The organism is Streptomyces sp. NPDC096323 (assembly GCF_040302845.1).
In the GTDB taxonomy this organism is placed as follows: Bacteria; Actinomycetota; Actinomycetes; order Streptomycetales; family Streptomycetaceae; genus Streptomyces.
The window spans coordinates 36299-60420 of record NZ_JBEOSI010000012.1 but is presented as its reverse complement, the minus strand read 5'-3'; the positions used below and the strand labels follow the sequence as shown (position 1 = coordinate 60420).

16 protein-coding genes and 2 pseudogenes are annotated in these 24122 nt (G+C 69.9%); 10 read left to right on the top strand and 8 right to left on the bottom strand.

Annotation, left to right across the window (positions count from 1 at the left end):
* Positions 1-14: 14 nt before the first annotated feature.
* From ABTX18_RS29930 to ABTX18_RS29920, 3 genes are all read right to left on the bottom strand, one after another.
* The gene (locus ABTX18_RS29930) at positions 15-230 is read right to left on the bottom strand and encodes an MbtH family protein (protein ID WP_352125914.1); all 216 of its coding nucleotides are present in this window, start codon (positions 228-230) and stop codon (positions 15-17) included.
* Between the two features lie 120 nt (positions 231-350).
* Entirely contained in the window at positions 351-1121 is a 771-nt protein-coding gene (locus ABTX18_RS29925) for a thioesterase II family protein (protein ID WP_352125913.1), read from the bottom strand.
* On the bottom strand, positions 1118-1393 hold the full coding sequence (locus ABTX18_RS29920) for a phosphopantetheine-binding protein (protein WP_352125912.1): 276 nt from the start codon (positions 1391-1393) through the stop codon (positions 1118-1120). The genes ABTX18_RS29925 and ABTX18_RS29920 overlap by 4 nt, the downstream gene beginning before the upstream one ends.
* A 673-nt stretch (positions 1394-2066) precedes the next feature.
* Between ABTX18_RS29920 and ABTX18_RS29915 the strand changes: the two genes are divergently transcribed.
* The 8 genes and pseudogenes from ABTX18_RS29915 to ABTX18_RS29880 all read left to right on the top strand — a co-directional run bounded on the left by ABTX18_RS29915 (position 2067) and on the right by ABTX18_RS29880 (position 12912).
* Entirely contained in the window at positions 2067-3575 is a 1509-nt protein-coding gene (locus ABTX18_RS29915) for an amino acid adenylation domain-containing protein (protein WP_352125911.1), read from the top strand.
* A gap of 16 nt (positions 3576-3591) precedes the next feature.
* Positions 3592-3819, top strand: a complete 228-nt coding sequence (locus tag ABTX18_RS29910; protein WP_352125910.1) for an acyl carrier protein — start codon at positions 3592-3594, stop codon at positions 3817-3819.
* A gap of 78 nt (positions 3820-3897) precedes the next feature.
* The gene (locus ABTX18_RS29905) at positions 3898-7074 is read left to right on the top strand and encodes a non-ribosomal peptide synthetase (RefSeq protein ID WP_352125909.1); all 3177 of its coding nucleotides are present in this window, start codon (positions 3898-3900) and stop codon (positions 7072-7074) included.
* A gap of 163 nt (positions 7075-7237) precedes the next feature.
* On the top strand, positions 7238-7999 hold the full coding sequence (locus ABTX18_RS29900; RefSeq protein WP_352125908.1) for an SDR family oxidoreductase: 762 nt from the start codon (positions 7238-7240) through the stop codon (positions 7997-7999).
* Between the two features lie 102 nt (positions 8000-8101).
* Entirely contained in the window at positions 8102-9238 is a 1137-nt protein-coding gene (dnaN, locus tag ABTX18_RS29895) for a DNA polymerase III subunit beta (protein WP_352125907.1), read from the top strand.
* A 388-nt stretch (positions 9239-9626) separates the two neighbouring features.
* Positions 9627-9785 (top strand): annotated as a pseudogene (locus ABTX18_RS29890) (leucine zipper domain-containing protein); the annotation flags it as partial.
* Between the two features lie 217 nt (positions 9786-10002).
* On the top strand, positions 10003-11883 hold the full coding sequence (locus ABTX18_RS29885; RefSeq protein WP_352125906.1) for a TerD family protein: 1881 nt from the start codon (positions 10003-10005) through the stop codon (positions 11881-11883).
* A 657-nt stretch (positions 11884-12540) separates the two neighbouring features.
* Positions 12541-12912, top strand: coding sequence for a hypothetical protein (locus ABTX18_RS29880; RefSeq protein ID WP_352125905.1), 372 nt, complete (start codon positions 12541-12543; stop codon positions 12910-12912).
* Here the strand turns inward: ABTX18_RS29880 and ABTX18_RS29875 are convergent.
* Entirely contained in the window at positions 12890-13486 is a 597-nt protein-coding gene (locus ABTX18_RS29875) for a DinB family protein (protein WP_352125904.1), read from the bottom strand. The two genes, ABTX18_RS29880 and ABTX18_RS29875, sit on opposite strands and share 23 nt — an antisense overlap.
* A 147-nt stretch (positions 13487-13633) precedes the next feature.
* Positions 13634-14145 (bottom strand): annotated as a pseudogene (locus ABTX18_RS29870) (MFS transporter); the annotation flags it as partial.
* Positions 14146-14498: 353 nt separating this feature from the next.
* Here ABTX18_RS29870 and ABTX18_RS29865 point away from each other — a divergent pair.
* The gene (locus tag ABTX18_RS29865; RefSeq protein WP_352125903.1) at positions 14499-16292 is read left to right on the top strand and encodes a glycoside hydrolase family 15 protein; all 1794 of its coding nucleotides are present in this window, start codon (positions 14499-14501) and stop codon (positions 16290-16292) included.
* A 17-nt stretch (positions 16293-16309) separates the two neighbouring features.
* On the top strand, positions 16310-17980 hold the full coding sequence (gene qcrB, locus ABTX18_RS29860; protein ID WP_352125902.1) for a cytochrome bc1 complex cytochrome b subunit: 1671 nt from the start codon (positions 16310-16312) through the stop codon (positions 17978-17980).
* 29 nt (positions 17981-18009) lie between these two features.
* On the opposite strand, the gene ctaF is transcribed toward qcrB, so the two are convergent.
* The 3 genes from ctaF to ABTX18_RS29845 form a co-directional block, all read right to left on the bottom strand.
* Positions 18010-18399 (bottom strand): aa3-type cytochrome oxidase subunit IV, encoded by a 390-nt coding sequence (gene ctaF, locus ABTX18_RS29855; protein ID WP_352125901.1) that lies wholly within the window; start codon positions 18397-18399, stop codon positions 18010-18012.
* On the bottom strand, positions 18396-20147 hold the full coding sequence (ctaD, locus tag ABTX18_RS29850) for an aa3-type cytochrome oxidase subunit I (protein ID WP_352125900.1): 1752 nt from the start codon (positions 20145-20147) through the stop codon (positions 18396-18398). The genes ctaF and ctaD overlap by 4 nt, the downstream gene beginning before the upstream one ends.
* A gap of 265 nt (positions 20148-20412) precedes the next feature.
* A complete protein-coding gene (locus tag ABTX18_RS29845; RefSeq protein WP_352125899.1) occupies positions 20413-24078 on the bottom strand; it encodes a LamG-like jellyroll fold domain-containing protein in 3666 nt (1221 codons plus the stop codon).
* Positions 24079-24122: the final 44 nt, after the last annotated feature.

The following is a 24122-nucleotide window of genomic DNA, read 5'->3' as shown; positions in this document are numbered from 1 at the left end:
CGCGGGCAGACTGTTCAGGCGGCGCTCTCGGCTCCGTCCATCGCTTCCCGCAGGCTGCGAGGCCGCATGTCCGTCCAGTGCGTGTCGACGTATTCGGCGCAGGCCTCCTCGCTGCCGGTGAATCCGGCTTCCCGCCAGCCGCCCGGCGTGCTCAGTGGCTCGGGAAAGAGCGCATACTGCTCCTCGTCGTTGATGAGGACCTTCCAGGCCAGGGTGTTGTCTTCAGGCATGATGTGACTCCTTGACGTTGGTGGGGACCGAGCGCCCGCGCTTGCCAGGGCTGAGAGGGCGGTGGGCGTCCGGTCGTAAGGAGTGGCCGGTGACCGGTGGCGGCCGGGCGCGGTGAGGGTTCAGAAGGAGGCGAGGAGTCCGGCGACCTCGGTCAAGTGCTCCTGGTAGAAGAAGTGCCCGCCGTCGAAGGTCCGCCAGCGCGCCTCCTTTTCGGTGCAGTCGGCCCAGCGAGGGAGCTGGTCCGTCGGCACCGCGGTGTCGTCCTCGCCGCCGATGGCCATGACCGGGCAGGCGATGCGCCGCACCCGGCCCGGGGTCGGGTAGTCCTGGGTGAGGACGAAGTCCGCGGTGACGATGTCCAGGACGAGATCCAGCAGTTCGGGCTCGTCGAGCACTTCCTCGGGCAGTCCGCCCAGACGCCGCAGGTAGGCGAGCACCTCGTTCTTCTCCCGCAGCGGCACCTCGCCGCCGCCGGCCGTACGGGCCACATGCGGGGGGTTGCAGCTGGCAGGCACGAAACCTCGCACTTCATGTCCACGCGACTCCAGGAGCCGCACCAGCTGCCACCCCACCATGGCGCCCAGGCTGTGCCCGAAGACCACGAGCGGGCCCGCCACGTGCTGCTCGACCGCGGCCGCCAGGGGCTCGACCAGATGCGAGAGCGTCGGGGCAAGGGGCTCCGCCGTCCTCGGTCCACGCCCCGGGTACTGACCGGACAACACCCGCACCGACCCCGGGAGTCCCTGCGCCAGTTCGGCCAGGGCGTGCGAGCTGCCCCCGGCGTGGGGCAGCATCAGCACGGTCGAGGTGGCGGGCCGGGTGGCGTCCTTGAGTTCGTACAGCCAGGGTGACGCGGTCGGTGTCTGTCGCGGCAAGGTGCGGTCGGTCATCGGCCCGCCCCCGCCGGCGCGGCCGACCGGGCCGAAAGCACCTCCAGTTCACCGGCGAAGTCGGCGATGTCGCTGTGCTCGAACAGCGTCCTGATGGACAGCTGCAGGCCGAGCTCACCGGAGAGGTGACTGCAAACCCGCAGGGCGCTCATCGAGTTCCCGCCGAGACTGAAGAAGTTGTCGGTGGCTGTGACCGTCTCGACGTCCAGCGCTCTGCGCCAGGCGTCGACGACAGCGAGCATGATCTCGTTCCGGTCGAGTGGAGGGGGCACAGCGGTCTCCAGGGCTTGGCGCCGGCCGGGAGCGGACGGCGGGACGTGATACGGAGCCGGTCGGATTGCGGTCCGCCGATGCGGGTGGACTTCTGTGTCCTGTCCGAGCGAACGGATGCCTGTTCGATCTCCGAGCGGTAACTCTGCACGACGAACGGAAACGTTGGCGAGCACCCCGGGGGTCGTATCTACGCCTGGCGCATCCGCGACGGGTGAAAATGGGGGCGCTCGGTGACATTCGGGCGCCGCGTCGGGTGGATCCGGCGCTGGAGACCGAAGTGCGTTGGCGTAATGGCGTGTCTGAACTACGGCTGATTTACGCCCTGTTGCCAGCCGTTGTCTCATCAAGTCGATAACCGGCAGGCTGAGGCGACCAAGGGATCGATTCTGTTGACTTCTGGATCGTCAGGGGTAAAGACTGCGGCCTCAGCAGCCGTCGTGGCGGGCGAGTCCTGCCCCGGCGTAGGGCGGGATCCCGGTTCTTTCGTGTCGTGACGCCCTCGCCGACGGCCGCTCGGGTGCCGTGGGCAGCCTCTTCTCCTCAACAGCCGAACGGACCGACAGGGTGGCCGGCGTCGATGCGGCACGCCGGAGAGGCCGTGCGGGTGGCGAGGAAGCGGAAGCCGCCCGAAGCCCAACGCGCTGTGCTCATTCGGAGTTGGGGGATCTCCACGTGAAAACCGACGCCTCCACGATCGTGGAAGCATTCGAGAACCAGGCCGCACACACTCCTGACGCGGACGCCGTCGTCACGGACGGCGATCGCCTGACCTACCGCGACCTCGGCAGTCGCAGCGATCGGCTCGCCGCCGCGCTGCATGAGGGCGGCGTGGTCCGCGGGGAGCGCGTCATCGTGCTGATGGAGCGGTCGGTGCTCCTGCCGGTCGCGCTGCTGGCTGTCCTGAAGGTCGGTGCCGTCTACGTGCCTCTCGACGCCCGTGAACCGATGGAGCGCCTTGCCCTGCTCGCGGACGACACGGGTGCGAAGGCGGCGATCTGTGATCCGACGGACGTGGGCCTCGTCCGGAACCTGGGGCTCACGGCGTTCGACCCGGCGGACTCCGGCGCGACGGCGAAGTCCGCGTGGAGCGTCGAGCTCCGCTCCCGCGACCTCGCCTACCTCATGTACACCTCGGGCTCCACCGGGCGGCCGAAGGGAGTGATGATCGAGCACCGCAACGTGGTCAACCTCGTCACGCGCCCCACCTACTGCGACTTCGACGACAACGACCGTGTGCTTCAGCTGGCTCCGATCGCGTTCGACGCCGCGACCTTCGAGATCTGGGGCCCCTTGCTGAACGGCGGGTGCCTGGTCATGGCTCCCCCCGGCCAGATCCTGCCCGACGCGATGGGCGACCTCCTTCGGAAGCACTGCGTCACGAAGCTCTGGCTGACCGCCGCGTTGCTGCACAGCCAGGTGGACGTGGACGTCGACGCCTTGCGCGGCGTCGCTACGGTGCTTGCCGGCGGTGACGTCCTGTCCGTGCCGCACGTCCGGAAACTACGCGAGGCCGCCCCGGAAACCGTCCTCGTCAACGGCTACGGCCCCACGGAGACCACCACGTTCGCGTGCTGCCACCGCGTAGGCGCGGACGAGACGCTCGCGGACTCCGTTCCCATCGGCCGGCCGATTCAGAACGTCCGGGTACGCGTGGTCGGCGAGGACGGCGACGACGTGGCCCCCGGGTCCACCGGCGAGCTGTGGATCGGCGGCCAAGGGGTCGGCAGGGGGTACTGGCGCCGCGAAGACCTCACGGCCGAGAAGTTCGCCGACGACGACCGGGGGCCGATGTACCGAAGCGGCGACCTGGTGAGATGGCGCCCGGACGGCCTGCTGGAATACCTCGGCCGGATCGACGGGCAGATGAAGCTGCACGGTCGCCGCATCGAGCCGGGCGAGGTCGAGCACGCCCTCGTGCGGCACTCCGGTGTCAGGCAGGCGGCGGTAGCGCGCCGGACCAACCATCTCGGCGACGACAAGCTCGTCGCCTGGATGGTGCTCGCCCGGCCCGGCGGTATCGACCGGAAGGACCTCCGGCGCCACCTGACGGCACTTCTACCGAATTTCATGGTTCCGGCGGCCTTCGTGGAAATCGACCACCTTCCGTTGACATCGAACGGGAAAGTGGATCGAAGGGCGCTTACTGTTCCTGACTGGCGAGAGCGGGCGATCTATGTTTAGCGGCGAATCCCAGAGTGTGGAGACGACTGTCGCGAGGGCGTGGCAGGAGACGCTCGGGATCGAAGGAATCGACGAGGACGACGGCTTCTTCGAACTCGGTGGTGACTCCATCGTCGCAGCTCGACTGGTCGGGCGTATTCGTAAGGAGACAGGTGCCGCACTCTCCATGGCGGTCATTTTCGACAATGTCACGCTGCGGCAGCTCATAGCCCATGTCGAGGAAGCGCATCCCGACAGGAAATAAAGAGGTCGCCGGCCGACGGCCGTTGCCGACAACGAACACGACCTCGGATTGCCCGAACTGAAGAGCAGGGTGGATATTGTGGACGAATACGAGATCATTCTGACCGGGGAATCGGGTGCACTGCGCGCGTCGCCGCAGCAGGGCCGCATATGGTTCAACGACCAGCTGGACGAGAGTGGTCTCCAGTTCATCTACTCGTCCGGCCTGCGGCTGCGCGGCCCGGTCGACGTCGGTGCGCTCCAGCGGTCGATCGAGCTGCTGATCGCGCGCCATGAGGTGCTGCGGACCCGCATCACCGCCCGGGACGGCGTTCCGTGGCAGGTCGTCGAACCGGCGTACGGCATCGACCTTACGCCCCGCCCCGTGGCCGACGAGGCGTCGCTGCCCGAGGCCGTGCACGAGTTCGTCAACCGCCCGTTCGACCTCGGTGACGGACGCGCGCTGCGGGCCGTCCTCCTCCAGCTCTCCGACACGGACCACGCCCTGGTGCTGGCGATTCACCACGTGGCCACCGACGGCTTCTCCAACGGCATCCTGATGCAGGAGCTCGCCGAGGCGTACAAGGCGTACGCGGCGGGCGAGGAGCCGGAGCTCAAGGCGGTGGAGCTGCGCTACCGGGACTACACCGAGTGGCAGGCGCGGTGGCTCGCCGGCACCGGTGCCAAGTCGGCCCTGGCCTACTGGCGCAAGCAGCTGTCGAATGCGAAGACCACAATGGACCTCCCGGTGGACCGGCCCTGGCCGGCCCGGCAGTCGTTCCGTGGCCAGTGGGTCTCCCACCTGGCCGCGAAGGAGCTGAGGGACCGGGCCGAGGGCCTGGCGCAGGAAGAGGGCGCCTCGCTCTTCATGGTGCTGCTCGCGGCCTTCCAGCTGACGCTTTCCCGGTGGACCGGTCAGCGGGATCTCATCGTCGGCACGGCCGCGGCCAACCGGTCGGTGCCCGGCACCGAGGACATCGTCGGGCCGTTCACCAACATGCTGCCGCTGCGCGCACAGGTTGACGAGTCCGCGCCGTTCCGACAGCTGCTGCGGCAGGTACGGGATACGACTCTGGACGGGTACGAGCACCTTCTGGTGCCGTTCGACCGCATCGTCGAGGAGATATCGCCCGACCGCACGCCCACCCGGAACACCGCTATCCAGGTCACACTCACGGAGGAGCCCGCGACCGATCCGCACCTCGGTGGCCTGGACGTCGAGCACATCAGTTCACGCCCGGATTCGGTGCGGTTCGACCTCACCTTCTACTACTGCCCGTTGAGCGACGGACGCCTGAAGGTGGAGGCCAACTACGCCACCGACGTGTTCCGCCGCGACACGATCGACGCGCTGCTGCAACGTTTCGTGTACACGTTCGACAGTCTGCTCGCCTCGCCCGACGCGGCGATGTCCGGCATCGACACTCTCACCCCCGAAGAGGAGCGGCAGATCCGTTCGTGGAGCGAGGGGCCCGCCACCGGCAGCGACGTCGTGCCGGTCCACGAGGCCATCTCCGCCCGGGCGGCCGAGCACCCCGGCCGTCTCGCGGTGAGGGTGGGAACGGATTCCCTCACCTTCGCCGAACTGGAGGCGCGGGCCGGCCGGATCGCGGGATTGCTGCGCGCGCACGGAGTCGGCGTCGAGTCGCCCGTGGGCATCCTCATGGGCCGCTCGGTCTCCCTGGTGCCGGCCATAGTGGGCGCCATGAGGGCCGGCGGGTACTACGTGCCGCTGGACCCCGCCTATCCGGCGGAGCGTCTCCGGGGCATGATCGAGGACTGCGGCGCGCGGGTCGTCCTGACGGACCAGGATGCCGCGGTGGACGACCTCGTCTGCCCGGACGGTGTCCAGCTGGTACCGGTCACCGACGCGGACGGTTGCGAGGAGGTGCCCGCGGCGGCGCTCACCGGGGAGAACCTGGCGTACGCCATCTACACGTCGGGGTCCACCGGCACGCCCAAGCCCGTCCAGGTGACGCACCGCGGCGCCGCCAACCTCCTGGCCGCCCTTGAGGAGGCCGGGGCCGCCGGGCCCGGGCACAACCGGGTGGGGTGGAACGCGAGTCCGTCCTTCGACGCGTCGGTGCAGCAGTGGATCCGGCTCGGCCGGGGGGACACCGTGGTGGTCGTCAGCGACGACGAGCGGCAGGACCCCGTCCTCCTCGGTGAGCTGATCGAGTCGGCGGCGCTCACGCACCTGGACATCACCCCGGTCCACCTCGACCTCATGATCGACCACGTGCCCTTCAAGGCCACGGACGCGGGCCCGCTCCATCTCCTCGTCGGCGGCGAGCGGATCAGCCCGGCGCTGTGGCGGAAGATCACCGCTCTTACGGACGAGGGGGCGATCCGGGGCATCAACGTGTACGGCCCCACGGAGACCACGGTCGACGCCACCGCCGGATGGATCACCGGTGACGTCCCGCACATCGGCCGCCCGCTGCGAGGGGTGAACGTGGCCGTCGTGGACGAGTCGGGCCGGCCGGTGCCCCCCGGCGTGCCCGGCGAACTGCTCATAGGCGGCGCCGGTGTCGCCCGTGGCTACGGTGGCCGCCCCGGCCAGACGGCGAGCGCCTTCCGGGCGGACCCGTTCCGCACCGACGGATCGCGGCTCTACCGCTCCGGTGACCGGGTCCGGTGGCTGCGGGACGGATGCCTGGAGTACCTGGGCCGGGGGGACCGGCAGATCAAGCTGCGCGGGTTCCGGATGGAGCTCAACGAGGTCGAGTCGGTGCTGTCCTCGGTCGCCGGCATCGGGCGCGTCGTCGCCATGGTGCGCGAACTGCCCGGCGGTCCGGGGCTGGTCGCGTACTGCACGGGTTCGGCGGACGTGAGGCCGGACCGTGAGGCGGTCCGCAAGGAGTCCGCCCGGCGCCTGCCCGCCTACATGGTGCCCGAGATGATCGTGCTGGTGGACGATCTGCCGATCGGTCCCGGCGGCAAGGTGGACATGGACCGGCTGCCCGACCCGGTGATGCCGGACTCGGACGAGGAGGACGGCGCTCTCTCAGGCCCGATCGAGGTACTCATCGGTGAGATCTGGACGATGGTCCTCGGCCTTGAATCCGTCCGGCCGTCCGACAGCTTCTTCTCCCTCGGCGGCCACTCCATGCACGCCACCCGCGTAGTGGCGGCCATGCGTAAGAGGCTGAAGCTCGCCATGCCCGTCACGGTGGCCTTCCAGTACCCCCGTCTCAGGGCCCTCGCCCAGCACGTGGAGGGGCTGATCGAGGAACGCCTTGCGGCCATGGGGGGGCACGGGCCCCGACAAAACTGACTTGCCGTCAGTCCGTAGGCGTTCGCCTCGGTGTACCGCTCGAATATCATCGGGCGGTACACCGTGCTGCGCGTCACGGGGAGCGAAGCCTTCGAACTCCCGCTGTGGAACGAGTTGTTCGACCACCTGCGGGCCGCACCGCACGGCGGGCAGAATGAAACCCATGGATCTTGGACTTCGAGAAAAGACGTTCCTCATCACGGCCGCCAGCCGCGGTCTCGGCTTCGCCGCGGCGAAGGAACTGGTGGCCGAGGGGGCCAGGGTCCTGGTGACCGGCCGCACCCAGGAATCCGTGGACAAGGCCGTCGTGGCGCTCGGCGGAAGTGATGTGGCGCATGGCATGGTGGCGGACAATGGCGACCCCGACGCCGCGCGGTCGCTAGTCGATGCCGCCATGGAGCACTTCGGCCGGCTGGACGGCGTGCTCATCAGCTCGGGCGGGCCACCGGCAGGCAGTGTCACCGAAGTTGCGGACGCCCAGTGGCGTACCTCCTTCGAGTCCGTCTTCCTCGGCGCCGTCCGGCTGGCCCGGACCGCGTCCGAAGTCCTCGGTGAGGGCGGGGTCATCGGCTTCGTGCTCTCCGGCACGGTCCGGCAGCCCGCGCCCGGCCTGGCGTTGTCCAACGGCCTGCGTCCCGGCCTGGCGATGGCCGCCAAGGGTCTGGCCGACGAACTCGGCCCCCGCGGTGTCCGGGTCATCGGGCTGATGCCCAATCAGATCTATACGGAGCGGGTGCGGGAGCTCGATTCGCTGAGCGGGGACAGGGTGGCCACCCGTGCCGCGAATGAGGCCGCGATCCCACTGCGCCGCTATGGTCGTCCCGAGGAGTTCGGGCGCGTGGCCGCCTTCCTGCTCTCGCCCGCGGCCTCCTATCTCACGGGGATCACGGTCCCCGTGGACGGCGGCGCACTTCGTGGGCTCTGAACCAGTCGGCGCCGAACCCCGAGGACTCCGCCCCCGCGCCGGATTCCCTTCGAACGAGCTTGACCACTACCCCCGGTCGTCCCTGATGAAAGCAGGCAACCAGTGAAGATCCGTCTCGGGCGCGACGCCCTTGCCGAAGCCGTGACCTGGGCGGCGCGCGCCCTTCCCGCACGCTCTCCCGTGCCCGTCCTCGCCTGCCTCCTGCTGACGGCGTCGGACGGCAGACTCACCGTTTCGGGCTTCGACTACGAGGTCTCGGCGAAGTTCGACGCCGAGGCGGAGGTCCTGGAGCCGGGCACAGTGCTGGTCTCCGGCCGGCTGCTGTCCGAGATCGCCCGATCGCTGCCCGACCTCCCGGTCGAGGTCAGCACCGATGACACCGACGCGGTGCTGACCTGCGGGGCGTCGCGGTTCGAGCTGCCCACCGTCCCGGTGGAGGACTACCCCAAGCTGCCGGAGATGCCCCCGCACCTAGGCACGATCGATGGGGCGGTCTTCGCCTCGGCGGTCGCCCAGGTCGCCGTCGCCGCCGGGCGGGACGACACCCTGCCCGTCCTCACCGGTGTCCGCATCGAGATCAAGGGCTCCACCCTGCGGATGGTCTCCACCGACCGCTACCGTCTCGCGGTGCGCGATGTGACGTGGCGCCCCGCCGACCCGCAGGCAGAGCTGGAGGAGGTCGCGCTCGTTCCGGCCAGGAGCCTCCACGAGATCGCCCGGTCGCTCAGCAAGGGCGACGAGGTGTCGATCGGACTCTCCACGGACGAGTCCTCCGGTGCCGCCCTGATCGGGCTGGGGGCCGGCCCCCGACGTGCCACGTCGCGACTTCTGGGGACCGACTTCATCAAGTACCAGTCCGTCTTTCCGGAGACGTACGTCGGCAGCGCGGTCATCGACCGGGTTGCACTGCTCGAAGCCGCCAAGCGCGTCGCCCTGGTGACCGAGCGGAACTCGCAGATGCGACTGACGCTCGCGCCGGGACAGATCACGGTGGACGCCGGCAGCAGCGTCGAGGCACGTGGCCGGGAGACCCTGCCGGCACACTACGAGGGGGAGGGCATCTGCTTCCCCGCCAACCCCACTTACATAACCGAGGGCCTGACGATGATCGACGCTCCCTTTCTGGAGCTGAGCTACACCACGCCGACCAAGCCCGCCGTCTTCACTGCCCGGACCGAGCTGGACTCCGAGCACGACCCCAGTTACCGCTACCTGTTCATGCCGCTGCGCTCCGTCTGAGCACCTGCCGGTTCGAGCGCTGATCCCGAACGGCCCCCATCACCCGCCTCGGTCACCTCCGAGGCGGGCGATGGGCCTCAGTCGCGCTGGTGACGCTGATCGCGCCAGGCCCGGGGCCTCAGTGCTCAGGGCGCCACGTGAGCAGCCGCTACTGACAACCCGGCGCGGCCAGAAAGATGGGACAGGGGCTCGGCGGCTCGGGCGCCGACGGGGAGCGAGCGCTACCTCAGGACTCGGGTCACTGGAGCGCACCTCCACGCCGCCCCTTTCCCGGCCCCGTCTGGCCATGACGCTCATATGACGCTCCGGGCTCCGACGTGTCACTTCCCGATGGGAAAAGGCCGCCCTGACCAGCCGTTTCTGCTGGCCCCGCTCCCCGCGACGTCTTGAGACGGGTATCTCCAGAGCAACGGCGCACAAGTGGATGCGCCGCTGGCGGACCGAGGGCGAGGCGGGGCTCCGCGACCGGTCCAGCAGGCCGCTCACGACACCGCACCGCACCTCGCCCGACGTCGTCTGTGGAGGTCCGCAGGAGCGTCAGGCCGGACTTCTGGTCATGACGTGAAGTTGGGTGGTCCCGGCAGGTCTTGATCACGGTGACCTCCGTTCGGCGGCTTTCGGTGAGGCCGTGCAGCGGCCCTCCGCCCGCCCTTCTTCACAGGTTCCTCACGAATCGCGCTCGAGACGTGCGAAAATCCGATCCGGTCGATCATCGTCGCGGAGTGGGCGCCTGCCGCCCGCCGCATCCGGGGGAGGAGCCTCGTATGGCCCTGTTGGCGTCGAGCGCGAAGTGGCCCGCTCTTCCCGACTACTGCCACGACTGGGCGCTGGTGGACGTGGAGACCTCCGGACTGAGGCCCGGGCGGGACCGTGTGCTCTCGCTCGCGATCCTCACGCTGGACGCGTACGGCAACCCGACGGGGGAGTACTCCACGCTCCTGAATCCGGGCTGCGACCCTGGACCGGTGCACGTTCACGGGCTCACCCCCGCCCGTCTCGCCGGTGCGCCCACCTTCGAGGAGATCGCGCCGGAGGTGGGGGCGCTGCTCGGCAAGCGCGTCATGGTGGCGCACAACGCGCAGTTCGACTACGACTTCCTGGCCCACGAATTCGCCCATGCGCGGTCCTGGTTGCCCGTGAGCAGGAGATTGTGCACGCTGGCTCTCAACCGGCTGGTCGGGCCCGCGACGCCCGACCTCAAGCTGGGCACCCTCGCCGCGCACTACGGGGTGCGCCAGGAACGTGCCCACGACGCGCAGGACGACGTGCGGGTCCTTTCCGGCATTCTGCGCGGTTCGCTGGGCGCTGCGGAGGAGTTGGGGCTGGCCCTGCCGCTCCTGGACTGCCCGCCGCGCCAGGACTACAAGCCGTACGTTCCGAAGACGCCCTGCGCCTACCGCAATCCGGGCCGGCTGACGCCTGGCGGACGGTTGGTGCAGGGCATGAAAATCGCTTTCACCGGGGAAACCCGGGTCTCCCGTGAGCAACTGGTTGCCCGCTCGGTGGCGGCCGGGCTGAACGTAACCGGCTCGGTCAGCGGCCAGACGAGCGTCGTCGTCACCAATGACCCCGGCACCGGATCCTCCAAACTGCGGCGAGCCGCGGACGGGGGCGTTCCCCTCCTGGACGAGCAGACGTACCTTCGACTGCTGGAGAACGTGCGGGCCGGCCAGGCGAAGGGCGCCGCTCGGCAGAGTCGTGCGGCCGAGACGGCCGTCGGCGCCACCGGCGCACGACCTGAGCCCGTGCCGAGCGTTCCGGCACAACGCGCGGCCACGCCGGTCGCGCCTGCGGACGCCACGGTCGCGCCTGCGGCCGTGACGGCCGCGCCCGCAGCCCATAAGGGCCGTCCGCTCACCGGGCGCAGGGTCCTTGTTCTGGGCGGCGGTCATGAGGAGGCCGCCGAGGCGCGTGCTCGCGCGCTGTATATGGGTGCCTCCGCGGCGGTCAACCTCTCGGCCAGTGTGTCCGACGTCGTCCTGCTCCCCGGGAGCGAAACGGACAGGCGCATGAGCCGCATCGCCGCTCTCGGCCTGCCCGTTCATGACGGCGACTGGTTGCTCGCGCCCGCGATGGTGGGCGCGCTGGGGCGCGGCACCACCGGGAACCGGCAGGACGACGCGGCGGTACTCGTCCGAGGAGCCGTCCTCGACCTGTCCGACAGCGGTGAAGCCTGGACCGTGTCCGCCCAGTGGCGTCAGCAGGCCCCTTGCGACGTGGACGTCGTCGCCTTCGCCGTTGACGCACACGAACAGGCGCAGGGGGACGAGGACTTCGTCTTCTACGGCGCGCCCGAGCATCCGGACGGCACTGTGCGGCTCGGCACGGACGGTCCGACGGAGCAGTTCGTCACCGCGGACCTTGCGCGTCTGCCCCTGGAAGTGCACCGGGTCGTCGTCGCCGCCGCGATCGATGGTGCCGCGACCTTCGCCGATATCGGAGCCATGGAGATCACTGCCACGTGCGGCATCGGTGCGGCCCCGGCCGCCCGGGCAACCCTCGACGGTGCTACCACCGAACGCACCATGATCCTGGCGGAGTTCTACCGCCGGGGGGAGGGCTGGCGGCTGCGGGTCGTCGGGCAGGGGTACGACCACGGCATGGCCGACCTCGCCCGCGGTTACGGCATCGACATCGCGGATTGACGTCCCCGGCGAAACCGCGTCGCGCTCAGGCCGGTGGGACCGGGCGCGGAGCCCGTGTTCGGCATCGAGCCCAGCGGCGGAAGTGGCCGCTCGGGCGGGCGCCCAGGAGGTTGGGACCGGTCGCCGTGGTGTGAGCGGCGCGGAGGGCGTACACATCCTTGCCGCGAACGGCGACAGAGGTGGGGTTCTGGAGTCCGTCGCTGCGTCCAGGACGGTGGTGCTGGTGCTCGTGCTGGTGCTGGTGCCGGTGCTGGTGCCGGTGCTGGTGCCGGTGCTGGTGCCGGTGCTGGTGCCGTCGGGCCGGATGCGTGGAAAGAGTATGCGCGGCCCGGAAGCCGTGCCTCACCCTGCTGGGGTACGGCTCCGCAGGGTGTGGCCGGGCCTTCGCACCGTCCCCCAGGATGAGCCCGCAGCGCGCTCGTCGGCCGACGGTCGCAGGGCGAACGCGGCCCCTACCTGCCCTCCTCACACCGTACGGAGCGGCCACGAGCGTTACCACGTCCAAGAGCGTCACACCCGGCCCGCGAGATGCGCTGGCCGGTCTCGATCTGACGCCCTTCACCTTCGCCAGGCGGTGCTGGGTCGCCCTGCCGCCGGACTCCGTCTACCGCCTGATCAGCGACGTACCACTGATCGGGACGTGGAGCCCGAGCGCCAGTGCGGTGCACTACGAGCCGGGAGACGGCGGAGTGGATCGCGGGCCACGGCACCCGGTATCAGCTCGCCCAAGGCGCCGTTGAGCTCTATCGCGGCGCGGATGAGGTCGAACCCCTCCCGGCTGAGGCTCGCTTCGATGACGGCCAGCGGGCGTTCCTCCGCCCGACGGGCCAGTCCCGCACGCTCGCCGAGACGATCGGGAGCGGGGACGCGTCGGTGTCCGGCGACAGCGAGGCCCTGCGCAGGCTGGAGGGACTGTTCCGCCTGCCGCCCCCCGCGTGCCAGAACCGCGGACCGGTCCTCTTCCTGACCACGCTCGACCACGCGGACGGGTCCTCGTCCTCCATGTTCAGCTCGAGGACTCATCCTTGATCGATGCGGCTGATCTGGCAGCCTGCTCGATCTTCGTGCAATGGGCTGCACGGGCTTCCTCGTCGATCTGCTTCTCGTGTTCGGGGCGCAACCCGGTCCGGCCGTCCAGGCCCTCGCGCAGGATATCGGCGTGCCCGGCATGCCGGATGGACTCGCCGAGGACATGGACCATGACGGCGAACAGGTTCGTGTCGGTATAAGGCTCCGGCCACCACGGCACGTGGCCGGGGGCGTCGAGGGCAAGCTCGTCGATCGTCGCGTCCGAGTGTTCCCACGTGCGCTGGTAGAACCCGACGATCTGATCGCGGGTCTCGTCCCCGGCGGCCCACTGATCGCTGCCGTCGGAGTCCTGCCACCGGGACAGCCGTTCCGGGGAAGGGCGGTCGAAGACCTCGCCGAAGTACATGGCCTCGACGGTGGCCACGTGTTTGACCAGGCCGAGGAGGTTGGTCCCGGTCGCCGTCAAAGGTCTGCGGGCGTCGTATTCGGACAAGCCGTCGAGTTTCCAGAGCAGCGCCTCGCGGTCCCGCCGCAGTCTTCCGTGCAGGTTGTCCTTCGCGAATTCATCGATCATGCGGCCTAAACCTTCCATGGGCTGTTCGCGGTCTCAAGTTCCCGTACGCAGTCCGCCACGGGGGTGGGGTGGGTGTCGGTTCGCGGCCGAGGACGAGAGGCCCTCATGCTCACGAGAGCCGCTCGCACGCTGGTCGGTGCCGTTGTCTCATCCCGTTGAGCAGTCCGGGACGGGGACCGGGGAGGCGGGGGCGGCCGGGTGCCAGCTGAGAATCCAGCCGGCGGTAAGCACAGCCGCGCCGCCTGCCGGCGCGATGGCGCCCCTGTGCCGATGCCTGCGGCCACCGAGCCGAAGCAGGCCGGACCGACGCCCTGCAGCGTCATGCTGCCGGAGCCGAGCAGCCCGAAGGCCTGACCCCGGCCATCGGGCGGCAGGGCGTCCAGGAACGGCTGTTGCAGGCCGAGGCCGTAGGCGAGTCCGAAGCCGCAGAGCAGCAGCAGACAGGACGAGATGCCCACTCCGGGCTCAGCAGCGAAGCCGACCAGCGGCAGTCCCGTCAGCGTGATCAACGGGACCACCAGTCGCTCCCGGGCGGGCGGCCGTAGCAGTCGCCCCACCAGCTCACCGACAAGCATGCCGACCGGCAGACAGCCCATCAGCACCGCGTACCAGCCGGGTGCGAAGTGGCGTCCTCCCGCGTAGGCGACGAGCAGGCCCTCGTTAGTCCGGTTCCCCTGCGCTTCGCATGCGGCGGGCCTTCATCGTGTCGCAGCTCGATCCGCAGCCCGATCGCGCCTTGACCGCTCCTTTGCCCACGCGGCGGGTTTCTCCGGCTGTCCACCGGTTAGCCGAATATGCGAGGTGTCGGGAGCTGCGGGGCCCGTCTTCCGGCAAAGACCCTTACGGTACGAAAAGGGCGGCCTCGGTGCTCGTCCCGGCCGCTTGCCCGAGGTGGTCGAGGGCCCGGTGGCGAGGCGTCGGGCAGGGCCTGCCGGGTGTCGTCCGGCCGTGAGCAGCCGGGCCGTGCCGCGTCCGGATGCCTCGCCGACCGCCCCCGACCGGAAGAGGAAGAGTGAGCCAGCCGCACGGGCCGCAGGCCGATGGGCACGAGCCTCCGCCGCACGTCCTGCGGGAGTACGCGCTCCTCGCCGACGGAGAGCGCGGCGCCCTCGTCGGGCCGCGCGGGGACATCGTCTGGATGTGTGCGCCGCGCTGGGACTCCGGCGCGCTCTTCTCCTCTCTCATCGGCGGCAACGGCCACTACACGGTCAGCCCGCGCGGCCGGTTCGTCTGGGGCGGCTACTACGAGGAAGGCACGCTGATCTGGCGCAACCGCTGGGTCACCGAAAGCGGCATCGTGGAGTGCCGGGAGGCCCTCGCCTTCCCCGGCGACCCGCGCCGTGCCGTGCTGCTGCGCCGGATCATCGCCGTCCAGGGCCCCGCCGCACTCACGGTCTGCCTGGAACCGCACGCCGACTACGGCTCCGCGAGCCCACGGGACGTGCGGCGCGACGAGGACGGTGCCTGGTGCGGGCGCAGCGGGGCACTCCGGTGGCGCTGGTCGGGAGCGGCGGCCGCCCGGCCCCGGCGCCGCGCCGGAGGCGTCACCGGCCTGACCATGGAGCTCCACCTCGTCCCCGGCGCCTCCCACGACCTGGTCGTCGAGCTGGGCGAGGACCCGCCGGCCGGGACGCCGGACGCCTCCCGCGCGTGGCGCGCGACCGAGGACGCCTGGCGCCGCGAGGTCCCCGCACTGGAGAACAACATCGCCCCCGGGGACTCGCGTCACTCCTACACCGTGCTGCGCGGGCTGACCGGCTCCACGGGCGGGATGGTCGGCGCGGTCACCACGAGCCTGCCCGAACGCGCGGAGGCGGGCCGCAACTACGACTACCGGTATGTGTGGTTACGCGATCAGTGTTATGCCGGTCAGGCCGTCGCCGCGGCCGGGCCCCACCCGCTGCTCGACGACGCGGTGCGGTTCGTCTCCGCGCGCCTGCACGAGGACGGTCCCCGCACGGCCCCCGCGTACACGGTCACCGGCGGGCCGGTCCCCGACCAGCGCACGCTGGACCTGCGTGGCTACCCGGGCGGCCACGACCGGATCGGCAACTGGGTCAACCGGCAGTTCCAGCTCGACGTGTTCGGCGAGGCCCTGCTGCTCTTCGCCGCCGCCCACCGGCACGGCCGGCTGGACGCCGAGGGCTGGCGGGCGGCCGGGATCGCGGCCGATGCCATCGCCCGGCGCCGGCATGAACCCGACGCCGGCATCTGGGAACTGGACGACCGGGCCTGGGCCCACAGCCGGCTCGCCTGCGCGGCCGGGCTGCGCTCGCTCGCCCGGGCCGCCCCCGCCACAAGCGCCCGCGCCTGGGCAGGCCTCGCGGACTCCCTCGTCGCCGAGACCGCGGCCACATGCACCCACCCCAGCGGCCGGTGGCAGCGCTCCCCGGCCGATCCGGGCGTGGACGCCGCCCTGCTGCTGCCCCCGCTGCGCGGGGCCGTGCCGGCCGACGCTCCGAGGACCCTGCGCACCCTGCACGCGTACACCCGGGAACTGACCGACGACCACTACGCCTACCGCTTCCGCCATGACGAACGCCCGCCGGGCGAGGCGGAAGGGGCCTTCCTGCTGTGCGGTTACGTGATGGCCCTGGCCGAGCACCAACAGGGCCGTCAGGACGAGGCGTTGCGCTGGTTCGAACGCAACCGCGCCGCCTGCGGCCCCCCGGGCCTCTACGCCGAGGAGTACGACATCCAGCAACGCCAGCTGCGCGGCAACCTGCCCCAGGCCTTCGTCCACGCCCTGATGCTGGAAACCGCCACGCGGCTCAGCGACGCACCCGTTGCCGTACCCGGGCCCTGAAAGGAGCGAGCACACCGATGCTGCCGGCGAAGAAGAAGGCGCGCGTGGAGGGCAGGGCGTGGCATGCTGCCGAGAAGGCGGTGGACGCCGTCGACGCCAGGCTCCCGCTGGCCGACGGCGGCCGGGCACTGCTCCGCAAGGCCTTCCCCGACCACTGGTCCTTTCTTCTGGGCGAGCTCGCCCTCTACAGCTTTGTCGTGCTGATGCTGACCGGTGTCTATCTGACGCTGTTCTTCGAGCCCTCGATGACCGAGTCGGTGTACCGGGGTTCGTACGGCCCGCTGCAGGGGCTCCGTACGTCGGAGGCGTACGCCAGCACCCTGCGCATCAGCTTCGACGTGCGCGGCGGGCTCCTCGTCCGCCAGATCCACCACTGGGCGGCGCTCGTGTTCGTGGCGTCCATCGGCGCGCACATGCTGCGGGTCTTCTTCACCGGAGCGTTCCGCAGGCCGCGTGAGGCCAACTGGATGGTGGGGCTGACGATGTTCCTCCTCGCCCTGCTGGAAGGCTTCGCCGGCTACTCGCTCCCCGACGACCTGCTGTCCGGTACGGGCCTGCGCACCGCACAGGGCATCATGCTGTCCCTTCCGGTCGTCGGCACGTACCTGAGCTTCTTCGCGTTCGGCGGCGAATACCCGGGCGACGACATCGTCTCCCGGCTCTACCCGGTGCACATCCTGCTGGTCCCGGGGCTCCTTCTCGCCCTGGTCAGCCTCCACCTCCTGCTGATCGTCCACCTGAAGCACACCCAATGGGCCGGCCCCGGCAGGACGGGCCGCAACGCGGTCGGAAAGCCGTTCTTCCCGCAGTACGCGGCGAAGTCGGCCGGGCTGTTCTTCGTGGTCTTCGGCGTTCTCGCCGTGCTGGGGGCGGTCGCACAGATCAACCCCGTCTGGAACTACGGCCCTTACCGCACCGATCAGGTCTCCACGGGTTCCCAGCCCGACTGGTACGTCGGTTTCCTGGAGGGCGCGCTGCGGCTGATGCCCGGCGTGGAGACCAGGCTGTGGGGCCACACCCTGATGTGGAACCCGCTGGTCCCGGGCGTGCTGCTGCCGGGTGCGCTGTTCCTGGTGCTGTACGCGTACCCCTTCTTCGAACGCTGGATCACCCGGGGCTCCGGCGAGCACCATCTGTGCGACCGGCCGCGCGACCGGCCGGTCCGCACGGGCCTGGGCGTCGGAGCGCTCACGGCGTACGGAGTGCTGCTGCTCGCCGGCGCCCAGGACGTGATCGCCTTCATCTTCGACGTACCCGTCCAAGGGCTGACCTGGACCTTCCGCATCGCACTCTTCGTCCTGCCGGTGGCGGCCTATTGGCTGACGGGGCGGCTCTGTCTCGCGTTGCAGGCACACGACCGCGAGCTGCTGGGGGAGGGGGAGGAGACGGGGGACGTACGCCAGTCGGTCGAGGGCGGCTACCACCCGGGGCACGAACGGCTTCCTGCCCAGAAGCGGTACGTGTTGCTGGCCCGGGATCTCCCCCGGCCTCTGGAGGCCCGCGCGGACCGGCGCCGACCGGCGCGTGCACGGGTTGTCGCGCGGCTGCGGTCCTCGCTCAGCCGCTGGTACTACCGGGACAGTGTGCAGCCGCCGACGAGCGAGAAGCAGCGGCGCGCGATCGGCGCCGTCCTGGCCGGACCGGACGAACCGAAGACGGCCGGGGAACGCGCGGATCACGCGGACTGAGGAGGTGCCCGGCCGTCTTCGGCCGCGTGTCAGCCCTCGCGGTCGGCGTACTGGAACGCGAAGCCGTACACGCCCGGGATCAGCACGCCGACGCCGATGAGGAACAGCCACAGCCCCTGGACGACACCCAGCCCGAGCAGGGCGGTACCGGCGGCGGCGAGGACGGGGAAGTAGCTGCGCGCGGGGAAGAACTTCCGCGTCCCGCCCACTTCCCGTACCCGCGCGTCCCTGCGGTCCTCCGGCCGGGGCCCGATACGCGCGAAACCCCACCAGACGTAGGCGGCGATCAGCGCCGACATCAGGCCGGACACCGCCAGCGCCGCGATGCCGGCGGGATCGGGCGCGAAGGCCGCGTACACGGAACCGGTCACCGCGAAGAAGAGGGCCACGCCCGTGAACAGCCATGCCTCGCCCTTCATCCCGTCACCTCCCTGGTCGTCTCGGGGTCCGGGGTGGTGTGATGGCCCGCCGTTCTGTCCGGGTGCGTGCCTTCGGTCCGTACCTCGGGATGGTGCAGGTCGAAGGCGGGGCAGTCGGTACGGATACGGGGCAGGGCGTGGAAGTTGTGCCGGGGCGGCGGGCAGCTGGTCGCCCACTCCAGGGAGCGGCCCCAGCCCCACGGATCGTCCGTGGTGACCTTCTCGCCGTACCGGTGGGTCTTCCACACGTTGTACAGGAACGGCAGCGTGGACGGGCCGAGCAGGAACGCCCCGATCGAGGAGATCGTGTTGAGGGCCGTGAAGCCGTCCGCGGCCAGGTAGTCCGCGTACCGGCGGGGCATGCCGGCCTCACCCAGCCAGTGCTGGACGAGGAAGGTGGTCTGGAAGCCGACGAACAGCGTCCAGAAGTGGATCTTCCCGAGCCGCTCGTCGAGCATCCGTCCGGTCAGTTTGGGCCACCAGAAGTAGAACCCGGCGAACGTGGCGAACACGATGGTGCCGAACAGGACGTAATGCAGGTGCGCGACGACGAAATAGCTGTCCGTCAGATGGAAGTCCAGCGGCGGCGAGGCCACCAGTACCCCCGTGAGCCCGCCGAGCAGGAAGGTCACCAGGAAGCCGATGCACCACAGCATCGGTGTCTCGAAGGACAGGGAACCGTGCCACATGGTTCCGATCCAGTTGAAGAACTTCACCCCCGTGGGCACCGCGATCAGGAACGACATCAGGGAGAAGAACGGCAGCAGCACCCCGCCGGTGGCGAACATGTGGTGCGCCCAGACGGTGGCCGACAGGCCGGTGATGGCGATCGTGGCGCCGACGAGCCCGAGGTAGCCGAAGACCGGTTTACGGCTGAAGACCGGGATGATCTCGCTGACGACGCCGAAGAACGGCAGCGCCACGATGTACACCTCCGGATGTCCGAAGAACCAGAACAGGTGCTGCCACAGCAGCGCGCCGCCGTTGGCGGCGTCGAAGATGTGCGCACCGAACTTCCTGTCGGCCTCCAGCGCGAGCAGCGCCGCGGTGAGCACCGGGAAGGCCAGCAGCGCGAGGATGGACGTGAACAGCACGTTCCAGGTGAAGATCGGCATGCGGAACAAGGTCATGCCGGGGGCGCGCAGGCAGACGATCGTGGTGATGAAGTTGACCGATCCCAGGATGGTGCTCAGGCCGGACACCACCAGGCCCATCACCCACAGATCCGCGCCGGTGCCGGGAGTGTGCACGGCGCTGTTCAGCGGCGCGTACGCGAACCAGCCGAACGACGCCGCACCGTTCGCCGTGAGGAAACCGGAGACGACCAGAAGGCCGCCGAACAGGTACACCCAGTAGGTGAAGGCGTTCAGCCGGGGGAAGGCCACATCGGGCGCCCCGATGTGCAACGGCATGATCGCGTTGGCGAAGCCCGTGAAGGTGGGGGTGGCGAACAGCAGCATCATGATCGTGCCGTGCACCGTGAACAGCTGGTTGTACTGCTCGTGGGAGACGATCTGCGTGCCCGGACGGGCCAGCTCGGCGCGCATCAGCATCGCCAGCACCCCGGCGAACAGGAAGAACCCGAACGCGGTGACCAGATACATGTTCCCGATCACCTTGTGATCGGTCGTCGACAACAGCCTCAGAAGCTTCGACCCCTGCGCGACCCGCCGCTCGGTTGCGCCCCGCTCCTGCTCCCTTGTCCGCTCCTCCTGCGCCGCCCCCGCCTGCTTCTCCAGCGACGTCATAAGCCCTCCGATCCGAACCTGCCGCCACCGGCAAGGCGGTCGCCGTCCAACCCTCGCACTCCGGGTACCCGTTCCCCGGAATTGAAAGGCGCGCCGTCGGGGGACGAAGGTTGCCGGTGGCTGTCTCCGTCGCCCGCCGAGACCTGGGAGTAAGCACGCGGCAACCTGGGAGTGAGCACGCGGCACGACCGGAACCCCGCCCTTCACCGGGCGGGGTTCCGGCCGTGCCGGGCAACGCTGCTAGCGCGTCACCATGAGGACGGCCTCACCGCACCTCGCGTGCGTACGGCGCGACGGTGATCCGGTCGATCAGGGGTGCGTAGCGGGAGCGGAGCAGCACGCCGGGGAACGTGTCCGAGGCGTAGGTGGTGCCGTCGAACTCCGGCAGCTCCTCGGAGCCGAAGGACACCGTGTTCTGTCCCTTCTCGAGGTGGACCGGGATGGTCAGCTCCCAGAAGTTGTTGCTGTGGAAGCTGTGCGGGAAGCCGACCCGCTGTATCCCGCCGCCGTTCACGGTGATGTCGGCGTGCCGGGCGAGCGGGTCCGGGTTGTAGTGGGTGGCTTCGGACTGTTCGGGGTTGGAGTAGCGGACGCGCAGCGCGTACAGGCCGGCCCGGTCGGCGGCGACGGTGAACGTGGCGGTGTTGCCGTTGCCGGGTTCGCCGCCGATTCCGGTGATCGCCGTGTTGCCGGTGGCCAGGGAGAGCGGGACGAGCGAGGCCGTGCCGGCGAGACGTGCGTCGCCTGCCTCGTACGTACGTGTGGCGAGCGCGCCCTCGGTGGGCGTGACCGTGAGCCGGTCCACGAGCGTGGTGGCCGAACCACCGGTCAATGTCACCTTGTTGAGGCCCCCGGAGAGGGACACCGCCACGCTGCTCCTGCCTGGGGACAGGCGCAGGACCTCGTGCCCGTTGACGGCGAGCCGGGCGTTCGCGGCGCCGAGAGTCTCGACCTTGAGGGTGGCCTCGCGGTCGGCGGGGGAGTGGACCCAGAACGTGGCGGTCTGGCCCTTGGCGAGCTTGACCGCGCCCGAGCCGGTGGCAGGGGCCTTGGCCTGCTTCGGCAGCGTGTACGTGGGCTGCGCCCCGCCCTTCAGCCAGGCCAGCTCACCCTCGTACACCTGGGTGGTGGCCGAAGCGCCGGGAAGGGAGAGGAGCAGGCGGTCGACGATGGCGTCGCCCCGGGTGGCGCGCTTGCCGTCGGCGCTCTTCGCGGCGAGCGTCAGGGTGTGCTTGCCCTTGCTGAGCTTCACCTTGGTGTCGGCGTGGTCCCACACCACCCACTTGTAGCCGAGTGGCAGGTACACCTCCTGCTCGCTGTCCGCCTTGCCGTCGACGCGCAGGAAGACGTTCGTGGGGCCCTGTTCCTTCACCTTGTCGAAGGTGTTGAGGGAGTTGGAGAAGACACTCAGGTCGTACGTGCCGTCCTCGGGCACATCCACGGTGAAGTCGAGCGTGACATCGGAACCGGTGCGCAGGCCGCCCACGTTGTAGCCGCCGGAGGTGTAGAACTTCGACACGTCCCGGGGTGAGCCCTCCGGGCCGTTCTTCGAGTAGCCGGCGCCGGTGTGGGCGGCGTCCTCCGCCTCGTACGACGACTTCCAGCGCGTGGACGGTGACTGGGTGCCGGCGGCACTTCCGGCCGGGCTGAGGATGATCTCGTACGACGAGGACTCCTTCAGCTCCGGCAGTCCGCCGTCGCCGAAGTCGAAGACGACCGAGCCGTCGTCACCGACCTGTACGTCCTGCTCCGCGAGCAGCTGCGGCCCGGGGGAGTCCCCCAGCTGGCCGCTCCACTCGATCTCCCGCACCCAGGCGTGCACGCGGTCGCCGAAGGTCTCCTTCGGTATGTGGTCGAAGGCGATGTGGCCGTTGCCCGTGGACCCGCCGAAGAGCAGCCGGGACTGCTTCTTCTTCTCGTCGAGGGTGGCGACGCCCTGCATGGTGTAGTTGGCGCCCGGGAACGGCGGGGTCACCTCCACCGTGTGCCCGCTCATCGAGGCGTAGGCATTGAGGAGCCACCACTGGCCGTTGCCGCGGTTGGACTGCACCGCGGAGTCGGACAGATTGCCGTCGATGTTCCAGTACGCGATGTCGGCGTCGACCTTGGACTCCTCGATCGCGGACACCCACTGGATCATCTGGCCGGGCACGGAGGTGTGGTAGTTGAACGCGTACTCGTTGATGTTGATGGGGAGTTGCGTGCCCTCCCTGGCGGTGCCCTTGAAGAGTGCCTTCTCCCACGTCCGGTACGTGGCGACGCTCTCGCGCACCGCCTCCGGGTGGCTCAGCTCGTGCCAGGTGATGACGTCGGGGAGCGTACCGGCGGCCTGGGTGTGCGTGAGGAAGCCCTTCACCTGGTCGAAGAGGACGCTGGTGTTGGGTCCCGCGATACGGGCCTCGGGCATCCGGCTCTTGATGAGGTGGTAGAAGTCGTCCCAGGCGGCGAAGTAGTCGTCCGGGTCGCTCAGCCAGCTGATCTTGTTGTAGCTCCACTCGCCGGTGCCGAACATGTTGCCCTCGGGCTCGTTGAACGGCACGAAGACGACGTTGTCCTGGTACTCCTTCGGCAGCTTCAGGACCTGGTCGACCTGCTTGACGACCTTCTCCCCGTACAGCTTGATCTTCTGCTCGGGGGTGTCGCCCGGCCACTGGTAGGGGAAGCCGCGGTGGATGTCGGTCATGTAGATGTACACGTCACCGTTGGTGGAGTCGGCCAGCGGCTTGACGACCTCCAGCGCGTCGGCACCGGGGTGCTGCGGGCCGTCCTGCGCCTTCGTGGAGACCGTGCGCAGGCCCATGCCCTCGATGAGGTTGTTGGTGGGGACGTCCGGTCCGTACACGCCGTAGAGGGTGCCGGAGGCGCCACCGTGGAACGCGCCGGTGTCGGAGCCGAGGTCGACGTCGAGCTGCCCCTCGCGGACCACGGTGACGGTCGCGTGGACGGTGCGCCCGGCTGCTCTTCCCGCGACGGTGAACGTGCCCGGCTTGGCGTACGCGTCGGCCGGCACGTCGTCCCAGGTGGCCGGTGTGTCGCGGTCGTAGCCGTCGGAGAAGGAGGCGCGGACGGCGGCGGGGAGGGAGGGAGCGGTCCCGAAGGTCGTGCGGACCTCGAAGGATGTCTTCGAGAGCTCCTTCAGGGTGGGCAGGGTGGTCCCGGCCGTGCCGGCCACCTGCTCGGCACTGAGCGCCGCGTGCCACACGGTGAAGTCGTCGATGGCGCCCTTGAACAGGGGGTCCGGGTAGAAGGACTTGCCGAGGTATCCGGCTGTCGTGGCCGAGGCGTCGAGCAGGTCCTTGGCCTTGACGCCGGTGGCGGCCGAGGAGACCGCCACACCGTCGAGATAGGTGGTGACCCGGCCGGCGGTGGAGTCGAGGGTGACGGTGAGCGTCCGCCACGCGTCCGTCGGCAGCGTCGCGTACCCGCGGGTCTGCGCCTCAGCGCCTCCTCCGCCGGTGGTCACCGAGGTCTGCAGCACGCCGCTGTTGTTGGACGGGGTGGCGAAGAGGTACCGCGTGCTGTTGGTGCCCAGATCGAAGATCCGCTGCCAGGCCGACGCGTCGCCGCCCCACTTCACGCGGGCGGACACCGTCAAGTCGCTTGCTCCGGCGACCACTTCGCGGGGCAGCCGGACGTAGGCGCCGTCGGATGTGGGTGCTCCGCCCGGCAGGGACAGCGCCTTGCCTCCGTCGGCGCCGGTGACGGACTGCGCGGTGGATCCGTTGAGCAGGCTCGCGGTCAGACCGTTGCCTGAGCTGTCGCCGATCTTTCCGGACGCGAGATCGTCCTGGTCGAAGGTGTAGTGGGCGGCGGGCCGGGGCACGTCGGCCGCCTGCGCCGGTACGGCGGGTGCGGCCAGCAGGCCCGCGCCGAGAGTCAGGGCCACGGCGGCCGAGCTCCGGCGGCGGGCGGATCTGTCAGCGGATGGCATGGAGAGCGTCCTCAATCCTTCAGTCAGGGGTCGGGCCGGCGGCC

Excerpts from the sequence above, each read along its gene's own strand:
- qcrB (WP_352125902.1), top strand. The coding sequence starts at position 16,310 with ATGCTGCCGGCGAAGAAGAAGGCGCGCGTGGAGGGCAGGGCGTGGCAT.
- ABTX18_RS29925 (WP_352125913.1), bottom strand. The coding sequence starts at position 1,121 with ATGACCGACCGCACCTTGCCGCGACAGACACCGACCGCGTCACCCTGG.
- ctaD (WP_352125900.1), bottom strand. The coding sequence starts at position 20,147 with ATGACGTCGCTGGAGAAGCAGGCGGGGGCGGCGCAGGAGGAGCGGACA.
- ABTX18_RS29845 (WP_352125899.1), bottom strand. The coding sequence starts at position 24,078 with ATGCCATCCGCTGACAGATCCGCCCGCCGCCGGAGCTCGGCCGCCGTG.
- ABTX18_RS29875 (WP_352125904.1), bottom strand. The coding sequence starts at position 13,486 with ATGATCGATGAATTCGCGAAGGACAACCTGCACGGAAGACTGCGGCGG.
- ABTX18_RS29930 (WP_352125914.1), bottom strand. The coding sequence starts at position 230 with ATGCCTGAAGACAACACCCTGGCCTGGAAGGTCCTCATCAACGACGAG.
- ABTX18_RS29900 (WP_352125908.1), top strand. The coding sequence starts at position 7,238 with ATGGATCTTGGACTTCGAGAAAAGACGTTCCTCATCACGGCCGCCAGC.
- ABTX18_RS29885 (WP_352125906.1), top strand. The coding sequence starts at position 10,003 with ATGGCCCTGTTGGCGTCGAGCGCGAAGTGGCCCGCTCTTCCCGACTAC.
- ctaF (WP_352125901.1), bottom strand. The coding sequence starts at position 18,399 with ATGAAGGGCGAGGCATGGCTGTTCACGGGCGTGGCCCTCTTCTTCGCG.